Below are 17,079 nucleotides of genomic sequence, written 5' to 3'. Positions count from 1 at the left end.
AGCCGTGTGCGGTGAAAGTCGCAAGCACGGTTTTGTAGGAGAGATGGTAGGGGACACTCTGCCATCGACTCTCTAACTAAAATTAGGATATAATTGTAGGTGATGATTGTTAGTTTTAGGAAACAACAATGACAACTACTGCACCTAACGAGCCGACGCTAGCCGATGTTATTGAAAAGCTAGACAAGCTATCGGCAGAAGTTGAGAAATTATCAACTGATGTTGAGAAAACTAATGACAAAACCGACAGATTCAATGACAAATTCGATAACTACCAGAAAGCTACCCAATGGGTTGTGCAACTTGCTTTCACTTTGATTGCAAGCGCCACTATCACGGTGATTATCACTTCTGTTCTCCGTAAGTAATACCAAATCCTACTTTAATATCCTCTTTATAACTTGCTTGTTAGATGCCCGACTTCTTCAAGAAGTCGGGCATCTAATCTGCTTTTTTAGGTTGGTCTAATTAGAACCAAGCAACAAATGTTGTCAGTCGGGATTTGGTGGGCCTAAGTCGTTAGGTAAATCGTTAAGCGTTTTTCCCAAAGCTTTGCAAAGAGCTTTCATTTGAGCAATGGTCAGTTCGGGTTCGTCTAGTCCTCGTTCCCATTTGCTAATGGCTTGCTGAGTTAGGGTTTTTGTGCGGGTTTTGTCGGGAATTTGCTTTGCTAAGGCGGATTGCGATAAACCAACAGCCTCCCGCAAGATTTGCAGTGCTGGTATATCTTTCGACTCTTGAGTTTGTTTCTTTCGGGGCATATCATAGAAAATTCACAACCAAAGTTGTTGACAAATCGCTAAAATACAACTAAGGTTGTTTAAGATAGAGACAACAGAAAGGCGGCTCCTTTAGCCGGACGGTGGAAACGCTTTGGTTTAGCGAGCTGCCTTATTTGTAGTTTCTACCCATTATGCCTGCATACCCTTAGTATTTTCCGGGCTTGGGTGCATGACTCAAGCCCCTTTCCCTAGACATGGACAAACCCCTGCGGGTTAGTTATCGTTCGGTGAGGACTCACGACTTGGTAAGTCATCGGGAATTTTGGTTACGTCTAATCCTAAAACCTCAAACATAGTTTTTAGAGAAACCTGGTACAGGTTAGCCATAGCAAGTATGTTTTCAGCATTAGGTAGGGCCTTGCCTAATTCCCAGTCAGCTTGTCTTCGCTCGGAAATTCCGATTTTTTCTTTGACTTGAGGGCGTGTTAGTCCAGCTTGTTCTCTGAGTAGTCTCAATGGAGACTTCTCCTTTTCTTGTAAATCTTCTTCTATCATGGACGAAATATTCATGAAGTTTACGTCTTAACAAAGGCTTGAATAAGACGTAAACTTCATGTTAGTAGGCAAAACAAAGGCCGCTCAACGAGCCTCCAAGGTCAAAATGCAGGTGTCAACTACCCAGCATCAAGCGGAGTACCGCCGGAGATGTGGGCTTGTATCTGAGCTCCACCGCAATTCCGAGAATCTTTGCAGAATCTCAGCTTTAGTTTCACGGCCCGACACATTAGGGGATGCTGACAAGCTCCCCGTACTCGTCCAGTCCTGCCGGACAAGCAACGTTCTCATGGCAATATTTCGCGCACCCACCAAATCAGCATGAAGCTCGTGTCCGCAACATTCACAGCGAAACAATAGCCCTTTTTTTGGTCTATTGCCTGCTGATGTGTGTCCGCACTTTGGACAGCTTTGCGAAGTATAATGAGCTGGGACTTTAGTAGCTAAAGAGCCGTTCAAATTAGCTTTGTAGTCAATATAGCCGTGCAATTCGGCAAACGACCATTTAACTTTATTTCGATTAGCTCTTCGCTGTTTCTTGCTAGCCTTTTTACCAGACTTGGACTTAATTCTCTCCCGAACTCCGGTTAGGTTTTCCAGTCCAATCAAAGTATTAGGTTTTGCAATATCCTTGCTAATTTGGTGGTTCACGTCAGCGATAAACCGTCTTTCTCTTCCCGACAAAGCAATTAGTCTGCGCTTTGCCGAACGAGTGTCTTTACGCTGAAGAGTTTGTCTAGCTTTATGATAGCGGTTGGCTTTATGTCTAGCGTCGGAACCTGAGTAGAAATTCGACTTGTTTTGTAAGTCTGTTTCTACGGCTAAGTAGCGCATCCCCACGTCAACGCCAGAAACTCTAGTTATTTTCAGTGGGTCGAGTTCAGGGGTTTCTACCTCAATACTTACCATCAAATAGTAAACCTTAGAGGAACGCTGATAGACAATTTTAGCTGCTCCAAACTTGGAACCCTTGGCAATCAAATCCAGATGCTTGTTGTAGCCATCATACGAAACTACTATTCTACCAGCTAGGGTAATAATACTCACCCTCTGCTCGGATTTGAACGAGTAGTCGCGCTGATAATTCAAGGTACAGGTTCGAGAAATATACTTAGGGGGCTGGTCTAGTCCTTTGTACCTTTTCTTGGTGTATCCTTTGGCAATAGCATCGTTAGATTGTTTTACCTTAGTCCAGAGTGTTTTGTAGGTTGCCGACACTTGTCTGGGTACATTGCAAGCCATCTGAGCGCCCAGCCCAAATCGAACACGCAATTCGTTGTAAACAGCCTTTTGCAACTTAGCGCCATTGCTGGTTTTGTTCGCATCAAAAGCAACTCGCGAAGTATGATTCAAGGCATCGCGATAAGCCAAGGTAGTCTGAGACACCAAACCTTTGTGCTCGGCATTCAGGTTGAGTTTTAGCTTGGCGGTGATTATTTGAGGCATTACTTTCACGAAGTCTGAGAAAATTCTATCTCGTGAACATGGAAAAAGCAAGTGGTGTAGCAAAAATTATTTGTTCGCTCATCGACCGCCCCGAACTTTCCGACACATAAAGTCATCGGTTTGGTTCGGGACGGCTCTCCTGGCTCACGCAAATTCCTCCCGACGCTCACCTAGGTACAGGTAGAGCGCGGGACTCCTTTTGGTTTAGTTGAAGAACCGCCTTATTTTTCGTGTCTATCAATTATGCCTGCATAGCCAAGCGTATTTTCGGGGGTTGGGCGCATACCTCAAGCCCCTTTTTTCTCAACGCCGAGGAGGTGATGCCATGTAAAAGGTCGATCGACCTCACAGGAGTGCCCAACTCAAAATTGTATCAGCAGTAATAATTTTTTAACTGTTGGTTTAATTTAATTGCTAATTCGGCCCAAAGCTCTCTGGAAGTTCATCGATTTTTTCTATTTTTAGTTCTCGGCAAATAGCTTTCAACTGAAAGAGAGAAAATTTTGGTTCTGTGGCTCCAGATATCCATCTATGATACGTGGCCCGGGGAATCCCGCATCTAAAAGCAAACTCATCTTGTGATAAGTCTGTTTTGTTGATTCTTAGGGCTTCCAATGGTGAATTGCCCTCCTGTCTTCGTTCTTTTCTTGATGACATTGTAACATAAATCTCAAATTGAGATGTCATACTTGACAAAGTTAAATCGACATCTCATAATGAGATACAAGTGACAGAACAAAAGCTGGCCGGTCAGGGCGAACAGCCAAAACCTACAGTTTTGAATAACCGCCTTGAGGTGGTGCCATGTAAAAGGTCGATCGACCTCACAAGACAGCCCAACTCAAAATTGTATCAAAGATCCAGACCAAAACTTCAACTTTGCGATCGCACAACTTCCGTGCTATCGTGCCCTTTCTCGAACCATTCCAGATCATGTCCACATCAATTGACAACTTCTACCTAGGCGATGTCGCCTCCAACTTTCACTTTGCAGGCCCGCTGCTAGACTTTGAAGAAGAAATCCAGAATCAATCTCCCTTTCACGATTTAGATTACCTCACAGGCGAAATTAAAAGGGGATTCCTAGACTACGTGCGTCAAGGAATCATGCTGGACGCCATCCGAAAGCTGCGATTGTACAAAGACAAATTCAAAACTTTTAAAAGTTACTGCGAACAAGCATTAGGCAGGCAGTATTTTTACTGCACGCAAATTATCAAAGCTGCGAGCATTTGCCTGCGCTTAATTAAAGCCGGATTTGAGATTTTGCCTAGCTGCGTTGCTCAAGTTGTCCCTTTGTTCAAACACGCAATTACCGACCAATACGGCGACTGTCGTTTACAGGAAAAGTGGCAAGAAGTTGTCGATGTCATACCCAAAGAAAGGATTACGGCAGTAACTATTGCTGAAACCGTTGACAACAATCCCAACCTCCGGCTCAAACAAATTCGGATTAAAACCGACACCTACGCCATTTTAACGAAAAAAGCAGCCGCAGCCGGACTGTCAATTTCGGAATTTTTGGCAAGGTTGGTTGGCGAATACAATCCCAGAAATTCAGACCAGCCAGCGGAACATACTCCCGAACAAGAGGAGATTTTAGACCAATTAGACGCGGAGTTTAAGAAGCCTGCCACGGAACCGACTTCAACTTCTGCCCCAGGAAAAGTTAAGTCTAAAGGTTTTGGAGTCAAAGTTGAGCCTAAAGGTGGTAAAACGGAAGTGAAGGCGAAAACTTCGGAAAGGGAAGTTAAGGCGAAAACTTCGGAAGGTGAAGTTAAGTTCAAAAATCGGCAAACTGAAATCAAAGCCGAGAAACAGTCGAATTCATTTAATGAGAAAAATCATGAAGTCATCTGCCCAAAATCCTATCATGCGTCAACTGAAATTAATGGAGGCTCAACTGAACGAAATTCAGTGCCACCTTATTAAAGCCAGTGTGTTGAATTGGTGGCAAATAGTTTTGCCTGACGGTCAGAAAATTGCGATCGAGCACGCGGGCGGCGGACACTGGATTTTTCGGGCTAACGGGCTTGAGAAATTTCATCCAGAAGTGCGGCTAGCGGTGTTAAGGGCGATCGCCGAAGGCTGTCGCCGATAAGTTACGGGTAAGGACACGGCATCACAGCCGTGTCCCGGAAGGGGCTGGTAGGCGATCGATCTGATTTCATATCATTTGGGGATGCAGGGGGGCGATCGTTTATACTGGTTGAAAGTCGGATTGTCGATCGGCTTGTAGGGCGCTTTGGGCACGGCCAAAAAGCCTTGGACGTAGAGCGCCCCCTCAATAGCTAAGGCTGCCTTACAAGCGTTGTCAAAGCAAGTTTTAGCTTTGCTTTTGATCGGGGTCGCGATTTCTATCTATCGCACCTCATCTAACAGTTCGGTCATGACGTTTTCTCTCGATATCACTCAGTATTAGTTTAATATCATATGCCCAACTCATGTTTGAGAGTTTTTACTGCATCAATTGCTTCTTGAATTTCGCGACCGTAAGTTTGGCTAATTTGTGCATGATTTAGGGGATTCATAATTAATGTACGATATAATTCAATATTTTGTTTACAGGTTGCACTTAGAAACAGAGTTCCATCCTTTTTGTAGGCGATAAGTGGTTGCCAAAAGTCATCGGTTGTTAATTTTTTAGACTCTTCTTGATATTTTACCTTTAAGTAATGCTTATCACAGAATTTTTTGAGGATGACTTCAAAGGCGGTACGCAAATATACAGCGGATGCTTTGAGATCGGGAGCTTGAGGGGGAGCCGGGGTAAGATATTGTTGTGCTTTGTCTAAATAATCAGTGTCTTGCTTCCAGACAGGAATTTCTAAATCCTCTGTAATTTTTCCGCAATAAAGTTCCTGAAAAACCCATTTGTTACCATCAAATCTCTGTTTAAGAATTTCATACCACTCCCGATCGTAGGTCATCAAAAATATTTGGTACTCGCTGAATTGATCTTTGATAATATCAATTAAGGGGAGGCGATTAGACATATCTAAGCCAATAAAAATATCATCTAAGGCGAGTAGTTTGAGTTGGGGTTTCGGTGCTACGAGGAGAGAGCTAAAATAAAGCGCGATCGCAATAGCAGAGAGTTTTGCTTCATTCAGGAAGTGATGTGGACTAGATATTTCTCGTTCTAGGAACTTAATATTTAATAAAATCTTCCGATTGTCAATACAATTTTCTTTTTGGTCGTCTCTATATTTGGCTGTGTTATCAAAAGTAATGCCTTGAAAATGTAAAGAAATGACAATTTTATAGCCAAAATATTCCATCAGTTGTGTAGCTTTTTGCTCTAACTCGTTGAGCTTGGCGCGTAGTCCTTGATTAAAGATTTGGCTTTCGGCTTCAAAAATAGCAATTTTGCGCTTGTGATTTTTTTGTTTTGGAACAATTGCTAGTAAGTCATTCCAGTTATCAGGAAAGGTTCTTTGCAGGGGATGAAGGTCATTAATACACTGTCCTAACAGGCTATGAACTAATAGCTCAAAAATATTGACTTCGGGCTCTTTGTGATGGATAAAATGAACTTCAAGTAAACGTTTATAGTCTAGGATACCTTTAGCTTGAGATGCGGCAATTATGTCTGGATCGTTGGTAGTGCGGGTGGTAGATGACCACTCGTGAACAATTTGGGGTGTATTCAGGTTTTGTCGCAAAAAGAATTTGATATAGCCTTCCTCATTTTCCGGTGCAAAGATATTTTTATATTGCTCAAAGTCTAGATTATTAATTCCAGATTCAAGCAGATACTGAAGTGCTAATAAAAGGGAGGATTTACCGCTACCATTTTCACCATAAATCAGTAAGTTTGGTTTCCCACGTTCTCCATCTTTTGCTAATTCGACAATATGATGATTGTAGAAAGCACGAAAATTTTTAATCTCAATTTTAATTATTCTCATCCTAAACCTCTAATAATCCGCACGACTTCTAAACTATTCAAAAAATAAATATTAACCCGAATCGGATGCTCAGAGTCAAACAGTCGTTTAAAGATTTGTCTCAGCGCTGGCATTTTATCACCTTTGATGGTATCGAAAACGGGAAGATTTTCCGATAACACATGACTCATGAAGTATTTGTCATGGCTGTGCAATTCTTCCGGTAAATATAACTCCATCACCAGCGCATCCACAACTTGCTCAAAATAACTCAGCATCAGTTTGTCTTCTGCTGTTTCTACCATCTTTTCGCCATGACTAGGAATATCTTTGAGTTCGGCGGTGAGGTAGATGATGTAATTAACTAGGGTTTCAATTAATTCAGGGCGATCTGATTTGACTATAGGTAGTTTTGAAACGTACATCGGCTTGAACTCATAGAAACCTCCTTGTTTTGAAGCAGCAGTATTTTGGATAAACCACCACATCAGTTGTGAATTGAGGATACCAAGAACATAACAAACATCTTCTATAACACAAATAGAAGTTTTATCATTGCTGAAATAACCGGCAAAATCAGCAGCATATTCAACATTTTGAGTAATTGCAGGAATAATAATCTTAGGCTGCTCAAATTCTTGCCAATATTTACATGAGCGCAACTCCCAAAAATACTTACCCTGATCTTCTCTTTTGATTAAAGAAGCTCTAAATTGTTGAAAATGTTTATAAATAGCTGGGTAGGTTTTCGCAAAGACTTTTTCCGCTTCTGAGTTTTCTTTATTTGACCACGGGTGTTTTTTATTTTCAGATGACTCGATCTTAATTAAATATTGATCGGCAAAGTTTACTCTCCATCTTTTAACATCACGACCCCGCAAAAAAGGTTTGAGAACTTCCGCAGAGGAGGAATGTTCAGCGATGAGTCTATCTCGCGTTTCTGTATCCACCACAAATGCTTCGTTAAAAGCAGTTTTAATACCGTAATAAAATCTGCCATTCACATATTCCCCTAGCGGTGTACCAGCTTTTCGCAGTTTTCCCAACAAATTGAGAACTGTTGACGACTCTAGCCGCCAACCATCAGCAGTCAACTCCTTTTGTGCCATCAAAAAGCTCTGATTTTCAAACACTGAAGCAAACTGATCGACAGCTTGCCCTAATTCCCAATTTAAAACGCGAGTTTGATGATTTTTAGGCTGTTCTTTACTAGCAATAATGATGCTAGGGTAAGCAATAGCCGTAAAAATCGGTGCATCACCAAAATCAATTAATTGCTGAATAGTCGATTCATTAGCTAAAAACTTACGCAGCTTTTCCCCGTAACCAGAGCGAAAATATTTATTTGATGAGATGTAGCAGAGAATACCTTGATTTTTCAGGAGCTTTAACCCTTGCTCATAAAAATAAACATACAAATCAGCTACACCTGTATAACAATCATACTGACTTTTAAAGATAGGTTTAAACTCTTTAATTTGTTCTTGGCGCACATAGGGCGGATTGCCAATACAAACATCAAAACCCTCACCTAGCCCAAACATCCATTCTGAATCAAAGAAATCAGCCACAGCATTTTGCTCGTAAGGCTTCCAATTAGCCAACTTTTCCGCACTTTCACTCGGAAAGCCACCACTTTTAAGAATCTCACTAATCTGATGACGAACTTGATCATCCAATTCTCGATACTTAGCCTTAGTTTTAGGAGTACGAGCCATAAAATAACTTCTGCGAACCTCTGCTAATTCCTTTTCCTTTTGTTCAATGCGAGGATCACGTAAAGTAAAATCAGCAGCCCCTTTAATTCCAATCAAAGCATTAGCCGCCACAAACTTAGTTTCCAAATTCGGTAAAGGACGTACACCCCGATTTTCCTGAGAATCATGAATATTTTGGTGAACAATCAGCGAAATGAAAAACCTTAACTTAGAAATCTGGATAGCCACCGGCTGAATATCTACCCCATAAATGCAGTTTTCAATTAAATATAACTTCCGTCCATAATCCAACTCATTATGCTCAAAAGCTTGCTCAATATCCTCAATTACCTTTTCTCGAATCGTGCCATCAGGAATCTCACTAGCCTTAGATATTTGCTTTTCCTTCCATCTGCCATTTTGCGGGTCAAGCTTACTCAAAATATACACCAACTTATGCAAAATACCCATCGGAAAAGCACCCGAACCGCAAGCCGGGTCGAGAATTTTCAAATTATCAATCGCCTCAATCAATCCTGATACTTCTGTATCTGTAAACTGATGCTGCTGATTATTATAAGCAAACAGATGGCGCAACCTTTGATTCACTTCTTTTTCTCCACTGAGTGAAGTCAATTTACCTTCCAAACAAGCAATTAATGCCTCATCTACCATGTAATCAACAATTTCACGCGGCGTATAAAAAGATCCGGTTTGCTTCCTAGCAGTTGTATTCGTTTCCGGGTTATAAGCAGCGAGTAAATTTTCAAACACCTTCCCTAACAACTCAGGATCAAGGGCAATTTCTTCCTCAATCGGGGTATTTTCAGTAACAGTAAACTTATAACTATGAAAAATATTAATTAAACCTCGCACCGTATAGCGCTTGTTTTTTGTCCCGTAAACATCATTCAGATCAATTTGTTGAGCGGATTCACTAAAAAATAGACAATTAGGAATATTTAGCCGATTATCCTGACGTTCCGAAAAACCATCAATGCGGACAATCTGTTTAGGCTGATATTGATCGGGTTTATCCAAACATTCAAATAAACCACCATTCAGAAATGGAATATTATCAAACAATCTGAGTATCGCTGGGGAATCGTGAAAATAATGCTCATAGCGATAGACATTATGCACCATGTAATTTTGGTCACGTCCCCCTGCTTGCTTCGCCTTATTTCTAAACTTACGATTATCAGGTTTACTAGGAGTATTCATCTCCTGATTCAGGGTTGCAAAGAATAAATTTTGCAGAATCGCTTTATAATAAGTGCTTTCTGTCGGTTCATAGGACTTGATTAATTGCTGTACCCTTTGATAGTTAAACAAATCATCTGGTACCAACCCTTTTTCCTTGAGAAACCAAACAAAAATCAATCTCGTAATTAAACGAATAACGCTAGTAGCATTACGAATCTCGACATTTCCCCCCGCACCTTCGGGAAAAGTAACATTTTGTACCGCCCAAAAATACCAGTTAGCTACTTCTTTGAAAAACCGTTTATTTAGTTCAGAAGTATCAAGAGTTTTCTGCCAAGCATCATGCAATTGGTCAAAGTTAGTAAATTGATACTGTTTAAACAACTGAGGTAATGAAAGGTCAAAAAGTATTTCAATATGAGCGCGATGGGGCTGAAAAATATTAATATCTTTAATTAAAGTGATTTTTTCTAAAACATCCTTAGAAGTTGCTCGTTTATTAGGACGGCGGTTAATTATCGACAAAGTAAAACACTCACCATGTCGGAATAAAACCATAATCGGAATATCAGATTGACGGTTAACTTCGCGAGTAATGTCCGATAGCTGACTGCGTGTGTAATCATTCTCCCGCAACTCAACCGCCAAGAAAATATAAGATTGCAGATAATTTTGATCTATGTTACTAGAAAATCCTAATTTACGATTGGATTTAATCTCATCTTCAGTCAGTTGAAACAAAAAATCAACCGACTTCCATTGAGATAAACTCGCCCGTTGCTGGTTGATTTCCCCAAATCCAAAAGTATCGATAAAATCTTCAGGGGAATTGCTATCTAACTCAAATTTTCTTTGCGTCGTATATCCTAGGGTTTGGAATAATAGCTCTAGCTTCTCGGCTGCATTACCCGCAGCTAAACTTTGGATAGATTTCGCAATTTTATCTTTCATCTCTCGTTCATTCATCTTTAATCACCAACCATGTAATTAAATCGAAATCAGTTTTGCTTGTCACCTGTTTTTTGTGTTCTGGCATTACCGCACCTTTACCAGACTTAAACAAATTACTACCTAACCGCTTCTTAAAAGTCCGAGTAATCGAATCAACCGCCCTCTCAAGCAAATCGTTATAAACACTCATATCTTCCCCGTTATTCGTCTGGTTGTCAAACAAATTACACAACGAGTCATAAGCTTGCGCCTGATTCGCACATAACAACCGAAACATCTCTAAAATCTGCTTAGGTTGAGCAAAACTGAAACGTACTACCTGATCCTCTCTAATATACACCAGAAAGTACGGTTGCAGAGGATTAACCTGCTCATTTCCCGAAGTATCACCTTTCTGTTTTAAACAAAAAATTACTCCTGGTGCAATTATCGGATTTTCCGACGCTGGTGGAACGACTGCATAAATACCCAAAGGTGCATCTTCTAGCTGTTTCTGGTTCCTTTGCAAGTAATTACTTAGTTCAATGCGAAAGTCATCTAAGGTAAACTCATTGAGGGCAACGCTTTCGTTGAAATCCTCTAAATCTAATACCTCATTCTGCAATCGTAATAACTGTTTATCTCTATATTTTAAATCCGTTTGAATTAACTCTTCAATTTCATCCGGTTCCAGCAAGTTGTCTTCAAAGGTAGCGGCAATATCTACCAACGCCATCCTTGCTTCTACTCGATTTTTGAGATTGATGTATTTATTTAAGTCATCAGTAGGCCAGAAATTCACTAACTGTACTGTATGGTTAACACTACCGATACGGTCAATCCGTCCAAAACGCTGAATGATTCTGACTGGATTCCAATGAATATCGTAATTAACTAGATAATCGCAATCCTGTAAATTTTGCCCTTCAGAAATACAATCTGTCGCAATCAATAAATCAATCTCTCCATCTTGGGGCATAGATGGCATCTTGTCGCGCTTTTTGGAAATGGGAGAGAAATTAGTCAGAATTTGATTGAACTCATTCTTGCCAAATGTAGTTTTATTTCGGCCAGTTCCCCCAACTACTAAAGCTATGTTAATATTGAGCTTAGAAGTTGCGCTCCATTCGTGCAAAGCCTGATAAAGATACTCTGCTGTATCGGCAAAAGCAGTAAATACCAAAACTTTACGGTTAGGTTGATTTTGTTTATTAATTGTTGGCTGTTTTACTTTGTTTTGAATCAATTTTTTCAATTCGGCTAACTTGGCATCCCGCGTTTCATCAACCTGCAAAGCGGAATTATAAAGAATCTTGAGTTGTTGCTTATCCTCTGCTAAATCTTTTAACCATTCATCAGTATCAAGATGTGCCATCTTAAAAGTAAACCTGGAACCAACCTCGATAGCTGCTTGTAGTTCTTCATCATCAATATCTTCAAGATTTAACTGATTAAACTCAATATTCTGGTTTTGATCTCGAAACTGCTTAAAGGTTTTAATTCGTTCCTGTAAATCTGCAATTTTAGCGATAGTCCTTGCCATCGTAATTGCAAAGGATGTCACCGAACTTTCCAGCCGTTTAAGAAAGTTAACTTTCATCATCCCGATGAGAAAATATTCGCGTACACTCTGCTTAAATCTTTGTCCTGATTTATGTTCGTATTCTTCTCTGTACTGCGGCAAAACATATTTAGAAGGGTTAAATAATGACAATTTATAATTAGAAATTTCATCATTGAGTTTGTCGTAGGACATAAACTTACCTTTCAAATCAATTGTTGGAAAGATAGACAAGGGTTTTATCCTAATTGGGAAGCCGCCTAATTGCTCTACAACATCTTTATAATATTTTTGAATATGTTTGCGAGAACGAGCTATGGTTAATTCGTCAAGCAGTTTAAAAAACCCAGAATCAAGGGAATTTAAGAGTTCGCTAGTTATGCGACTACTCTTTTTTGACCAAGTGGTAAAAGCTCGTTGAGCGCTAGCTAGAGTATCTTTCAGGCTAACTACACCAATTGCTGCTTGAAAAGCATCATCCTTGCCTTCAGTGATAAATTCAAGCTGATGTCTTAAATCAGTCAGGTTATTATTAACAGGAGTAGCAGAGAGTAATAGAACCTTGGTTTTAATGCCCGCTTTAATAATGTCATCCATCAGTCGCTCATAACGACTTTTACGAATTATATTCCCATCTTCATCTCGCTTACCCTTAGTGTTGTTGCGGAAATTATGGGATTCATCAATTACTACTAGGTCATAATTTCCCCAGTTAAGAGTCCCTAAATCGGTATCACCGGATTTGCCAGACTCACGACTTAAATCTGTGTGAGATAAGACTGTATAATTAAAGCGATCGCTAACAAATGGATTTACTTCACTATTATTCTGTGCGTGATAGATTGTCCAGTTTTCGCGTAATTTTTTTGGACATAACACTAAAACTCTATAGTTCAGGATTTCAAAATATTTAATAACTGCTAAGGCTTCATAGGTTTTTCCTAAACCCACACTATCGGCAATAATACAACCATTATGGGTGCGAATTTTATTAATTGCTCCTATTACGCCATGTTTTTGAAATTCCAATAAAGTATTCCATATGGTAGTATCAACTAGCTGGTTGCTTTCACTGAACAATCCAGCGTATTGTTGGTCTGCTAAAAATTTTTCAAAGATATGAAATAGGGTTTTGTAGTAAACCAGTTCTGGGGTGGAGTTAGTATATAATTGTTCTAAATAAAACAACACATCTGCTTTGATATCTTTGACCAGTTCTTCATTGTTCCAAATTTGGTCAAACCAAACTTTGAAATCATAAGTGTCTTCTATGCTACTGACGATTAAATTTAATTCAATATTGTTGATATTGTCAGACAATCCTAAGCCTTTTATGGTAAAATTAGAACTTCCCATAATCGCGGAGGGAACTCGATAAATGGTAGTCGATCCATCGGGTCTGATGTCCTGTACTTCATTGTCAATATGATAGAGTTTTCCGTGCAAGAAGTTAGACTTTGCGATCGATTTTATCTCTACTTTTTCTCTAATCCAGTCAGCACAATCTTTGGCTAAACGTTTTTGTTGAAGCTGCTTTAGGAGGGTTAACCCTTCTCGATCGATTAAGAAGGCTTTGGTTTCATTTCTGTGAGGATCGAGAACAAAAGTTGGTTCGCCAAACAGGAATTGTAATTTTTCAATTTTCAATAGCTGTTCTTTCAGCTCTTCAAAAGCATAAATTGTAAAATAAGCTGAAACAATTGATAAGCGGGAACCTTCTTTGATTTTAAATCTTAAAAAATCACCAACACACCCCCGTGTGTGGTTATCTTTAATGCCTGAATATGATAAGGAAAAAATCGAACGGGGCATATTTTTTACCTGTTCAAGGTTTATTGTTAAACATATTTTTTTTTAAGAATGTTAAAATCTTGTAGGACTTACGCAAGTGTCACAGTTAAATCAACTTGTAGGATGCCCCGGACATTGATTATTTCGATTTCAACAGATTTTTCGGCTCCGGGACACCCTACGGAGAGGCTACATTAAGGGAAGAGTGAGCGAAATATCAGCGGAAAACAGAACTCTCGGTAGGATCGAAAACCTATAACCCTTGATTTATAAATGATTTAAATTCATGGACACAACTGGACTCGAACCAGTGACCCCTACGATGTCAACGTAGTGCTCTAACCAACTGAGCTATGCGTCCTCACGAATTCCTAATGTAGCAGAACATTCGATCGCCTGTCAAGCATAAATATGAAATTTTTTAAGCAGGCACTCTTGACATCGCCCCTAATGCCCCATCCCCCGCCAAATCTTCACAGTTCGATCGCCCGCACCGCTAGCCAAACTCCCCCCATCAGCACTAAACGCCACCGACAAAACCTCCTCCCCGTGGCCCGTCAGAATTTCCAGCAAACCCCCCGTACCCGCATCCCACAAATAAATCGTCCCATCCCGACTCCCCGTCGCCAAAACCCGACCATCGGGACTCAACGCCACACACAAAACATCCCCAGAATTGTCCCTCATACTCCGCAACAGCATTCCACGCCCCTGTGCATCCACCCGCCACAGCTTCGCCGTACCATCCCGACTCCCGCTAGCCAAAATCAATCCTTCTCCTACTCCCCCCCTTACCAAGGGGGGGCTGGGGGGGGTCTGACCGGCAGGGGACACAGAGGAAGTCAATCCTTCTCCTACTCCCCCCCTTACCAAGGGGGGGCTGGGGGGGGTCGCAAAAACGATCGCCCGCACCCAATCCCCGTGCTCCGCCAGAGTACAAATCGATCGACCCTTTTGCCAATCCCACAACTGCACAGTCTTGTCCCGGCTGCCGCTAGCCAAAAACTCCCCGCCAGGACTAAAAGCCACCGCCTCCACCCCGCCAGCGTGACCAGTCAAAGCCGACATCGGCCTTCCCTTATTCAAATTCCACAACTGCACAGTTTTGTCCCGACTGCCGCTAGCCAAAACCTGACCATCCCGACTAAACGCCACAGCAGCAACCCTGTCAGAATGACCAGCCAAAGCGTACCACCACTTACCCTTATTCAAATCCCAAATATGAATCATTTTGTCCCGGCCGCCACTAGCCAAAGTCGCGCCATCAGGACTAAACGCCACACAAGTCACCCAGTCAGAATGACCCGTAAGAGTGTACCACCGCCTACCAGTCTCCAACTTCCACATCTCAATCGTCTTGTCCTCACTGCCGCTAGCTAAAGTCGCGCCATCAGGACTGAAAGCTACCGACGTAACAGCATTAGAATGCCCTACCAGAGTATGAACACACCTCCAAGTAGGCGCGCGTGCGGGCACAACCCGCTGCATCGGCGGCACAGGTAAAATGGTGCCTGCAACCGTTGGCGGCACTGCATTCTGCACCACAGGCGTCCTCTGCGGCACGGAAATTTTAGGCGCTGGTAGGGGCGGTGCCCCCGTGCCCGCCCCCGTGCCCGCCCCCGCCGACTGCTGCGGCTGCAAATCTTTCAATACCTCAGCTACAGATTTGTAGCGGCGACTGAGACTCGATTCGATCATTTTGTCGAGGATGCGACTTAATTTCGGATCAATTGGAACCTTCAAAAAGTCTCGCCAAACCCAAGCATCTTGATTGATATCGAACAAATCAAAAGGAGATATTTGAGTCAGCAAATAAATGCAAGTTACTCCCAAACTGTACAAATCACTGGCATAAACCGCTTGACCTCTAATTTGTTCCGGCGCCACAAATTCGGGAGAACCGATGACTGTACCGGTTTCTCTCAAACCCTCCACAAGTTTTGCAGCGCCAAAATCAACTAAAACTAATTCCCCGGTTAAGGTTGGGTAAGTATAAATGGTGGGAGTTTGAGAAATGCGGCGCCGGATAATATTGGGCGGTTTAATATCTCGGTGAATTACACTACGATCGTGCACGAACTGCAATACTGGCAATAAATCCTTCAGCAGACTGAGAATCTTACTTTCGCTGAAAGGCCCAGTCCGCGCCAACTCTTCCTGTAAATTCTGACCTTCTATAAATTCCTGTACCAAATACTGATAGCGTTCCTGCTGAAAGTGCGCCAGCAGTTCGGGAATTTGCGGGTGTTTCCCCAACTCGTCCAGCCGCACCGCTTCTCGGTTGAATAATTCTGCTGCTTTCTCGCTGCTGCTGGTACCTTGGGATAGCGGGAAAAACTGTTTAATTGCACAGCGCGGTTTTGAGGGTTTGTCTTGGTCTATTGCTAAAAAAGTGCGGCCGAAACCGCCGCGCCCAAGGGGTTTGATGGCGCGGTAACGCTCTCTGAGCAACAGTTTGGAGCCGCAATTCAGGCAGAATTGGGTACGATCGGCATTTTGCGGGTTTTGACAGGCGGGGTTTAGGCAATAACTCATAACTAAACCGAGAAGGAATCAGCAGCACATCTCTATGATACTGACGCCAAAGGGCGATCGACTCTCGCGTTACAATTAAAAACCAAAGGACTAAAGTCCTCAGAATTTAAGATGTGGCTTTCACTTTCAGAGCATACTCTTTAAACCTTTCCAAGTCAGCCTGAATTGTCGATTCAACCACGCGGCCCAGAAATAGGTTATCCATCAATTTTCCCAGCCAGCCGGGAATTCCGTAAGCCACTGTCAGCTTGACGATACTGCTGTCTTTGCGATCGTAAAATCTTACGGCACCTCGATTTGGTAAGCCGTCTACCGATTCCCACTGAATTATCTGATTCGGCACTAACTTGAGAATCCGAGAAAGCCAGCTAAATTCTAACCCGCCCGTTGCGAGTTTCCAGCGAGACAACTCTGGATCTTCTTCTAGAACATGAACAGATTCTATCCACTTCATCCAGCGCGGCATTTGCTCTAAATCTGACCAGAGTTGCCACGCTAATTCGATGGGAATTGCCACTTCTACTTGGACACTGTGTTCTAACCAATCAGTCATGGGATTTTAGATTTTAGATTTTAGATTTTAGATTGAAGAATTGTTTCTTTTTTTCTTGTTACCAGGAAGAGCCTGGTAACGCAGATCCAGAGGCTCCGCCTCACTTTTCCTCTCGAATACTGGAGGCAGAGCCTCCCGATCGCCCTTCCCAGGCAGAGCCTGGGAACGAGAGAAAACGATAGAAGACTAAGGA

13 protein-coding genes and 1 tRNA gene are annotated in these 17,079 nt (G+C 41.8%); 4 read left to right on the top strand and 10 right to left on the bottom strand.

Going from position 1 to position 17,079, the window contains the following annotated elements; all coding sequences use genetic code 11:
* The first annotated feature begins 128 nt into the window (after window positions 1-128).
* A complete protein-coding gene (locus QUA88_RS25505) occupies window positions 129-368 on the top strand; it encodes a hypothetical protein (RefSeq protein WP_333055573.1) in 240 nt (79 codons plus the stop codon).
* 123 nt (window positions 369-491) lie between these two features.
* On the opposite strand, the gene QUA88_RS25500 is transcribed toward QUA88_RS25505, so the two are convergent.
* The 4 genes from QUA88_RS25500 to QUA88_RS25485 all read right to left on the bottom strand — a co-directional run bounded on the left by QUA88_RS25500 (window position 492) and on the right by QUA88_RS25485 (window position 3,380).
* A complete protein-coding gene (locus tag QUA88_RS25500; protein ID WP_333038826.1) occupies window positions 492-761 on the bottom strand; it encodes a helix-turn-helix transcriptional regulator in 270 nt (89 codons plus the stop codon).
* A gap of 234 nt (window positions 762-995) precedes the next feature.
* Window positions 996-1,238: a helix-turn-helix transcriptional regulator gene (locus QUA88_RS25495; protein ID WP_333093843.1), complete on the bottom strand. Its 243-nt coding sequence runs from the start codon at window positions 1,236-1,238 to the stop codon at window positions 996-998.
* A gap of 168 nt (window positions 1,239-1,406) precedes the next feature.
* Window positions 1,407-2,723 (bottom strand): transposase, encoded by a 1,317-nt coding sequence (locus tag QUA88_RS25490; protein WP_333208030.1) that lies wholly within the window; start codon window positions 2,721-2,723, stop codon window positions 1,407-1,409.
* A 414-nt stretch (window positions 2,724-3,137) separates the two neighbouring features.
* Entirely contained in the window at window positions 3,138-3,380 is a 243-nt protein-coding gene (locus QUA88_RS25485; protein WP_293176868.1) for a helix-turn-helix domain-containing protein, read from the bottom strand.
* Between the two features lie 276 nt (window positions 3,381-3,656).
* Here QUA88_RS25485 and QUA88_RS25480 point away from each other — a divergent pair, with 276 nt between their 5' ends.
* From QUA88_RS25480 to QUA88_RS25470, 3 genes are read left to right on the top strand one after another with little or no spacing between them, the layout of a single operon-like run.
* Window positions 3,657-4,655: a hypothetical protein gene (locus QUA88_RS25480; protein WP_333208029.1), complete on the top strand. Its 999-nt coding sequence runs from the start codon at window positions 3,657-3,659 to the stop codon at window positions 4,653-4,655.
* 7 nt (window positions 4,656-4,662) lie between these two features.
* Complete coding sequence (locus QUA88_RS25475; RefSeq protein WP_333055576.1) at window positions 4,663-4,824, top strand: hypothetical protein; 162 nt, start codon at window positions 4,663-4,665, stop codon at window positions 4,822-4,824.
* Between the two features lie 29 nt (window positions 4,825-4,853).
* Window positions 4,854-5,018, top strand: coding sequence for a hypothetical protein (locus tag QUA88_RS25470; RefSeq protein ID WP_333274465.1), 165 nt, complete (start codon window positions 4,854-4,856; stop codon window positions 5,016-5,018).
* 134 nt (window positions 5,019-5,152) lie between these two features.
* Here QUA88_RS25470 and QUA88_RS25465 read toward each other — a convergent pair whose 3' ends face one another.
* From QUA88_RS25465 to QUA88_RS25440, 6 genes are all read right to left on the bottom strand, one after another.
* Window positions 5,153-6,634 (bottom strand): AAA family ATPase, encoded by a 1,482-nt coding sequence (locus QUA88_RS25465; RefSeq protein ID WP_333246031.1) that lies wholly within the window; start codon window positions 6,632-6,634, stop codon window positions 5,153-5,155.
* Window positions 6,631-10,482 carry an Eco57I restriction-modification methylase domain-containing protein gene (locus QUA88_RS25460; protein WP_333246029.1) on the bottom strand — a complete coding sequence of 1,284 codons (3,852 nt, stop codon included), beginning with the start codon at window positions 10,480-10,482 and terminating at the stop codon, window positions 6,631-6,633. The genes QUA88_RS25465 and QUA88_RS25460 overlap by 4 nt, the downstream gene beginning before the upstream one ends.
* Window positions 10,475-13,819 (bottom strand): helicase-related protein, encoded by a 3,345-nt coding sequence (locus QUA88_RS25455; protein WP_333055580.1) that lies wholly within the window; start codon window positions 13,817-13,819, stop codon window positions 10,475-10,477. The genes QUA88_RS25460 and QUA88_RS25455 overlap by 8 nt, the downstream gene beginning before the upstream one ends.
* Window positions 13,820-14,085: 266 nt before the next feature.
* Window positions 14,086-14,159: transfer RNA gene (locus tag QUA88_RS25450), tRNA-Val, on the bottom strand.
* An 86-nt stretch (window positions 14,160-14,245) separates the two neighbouring features.
* Window positions 14,246-16,333 (bottom strand): serine/threonine-protein kinase, encoded by a 2,088-nt coding sequence (locus tag QUA88_RS25445; RefSeq protein ID WP_333274460.1) that lies wholly within the window; start codon window positions 16,331-16,333, stop codon window positions 14,246-14,248.
* Window positions 16,334-16,439: 106 nt separating this feature from the next.
* A complete protein-coding gene (locus tag QUA88_RS25440; protein WP_015175311.1) occupies window positions 16,440-16,886 on the bottom strand; it encodes an SRPBCC family protein in 447 nt (148 codons plus the stop codon).
* Between the last annotated feature and the right edge of the window lie 193 nt (window positions 16,887-17,079).

The organism is Microcoleus sp. D3_18_C2 (assembly GCF_036702395.1).
In the GTDB taxonomy this organism is placed as follows: Bacteria; Cyanobacteriota; Cyanobacteriia; order Cyanobacteriales; family Microcoleaceae; genus Microcoleus.
This window is presented reverse-complemented; position numbering and strand designations above follow the sequence as displayed.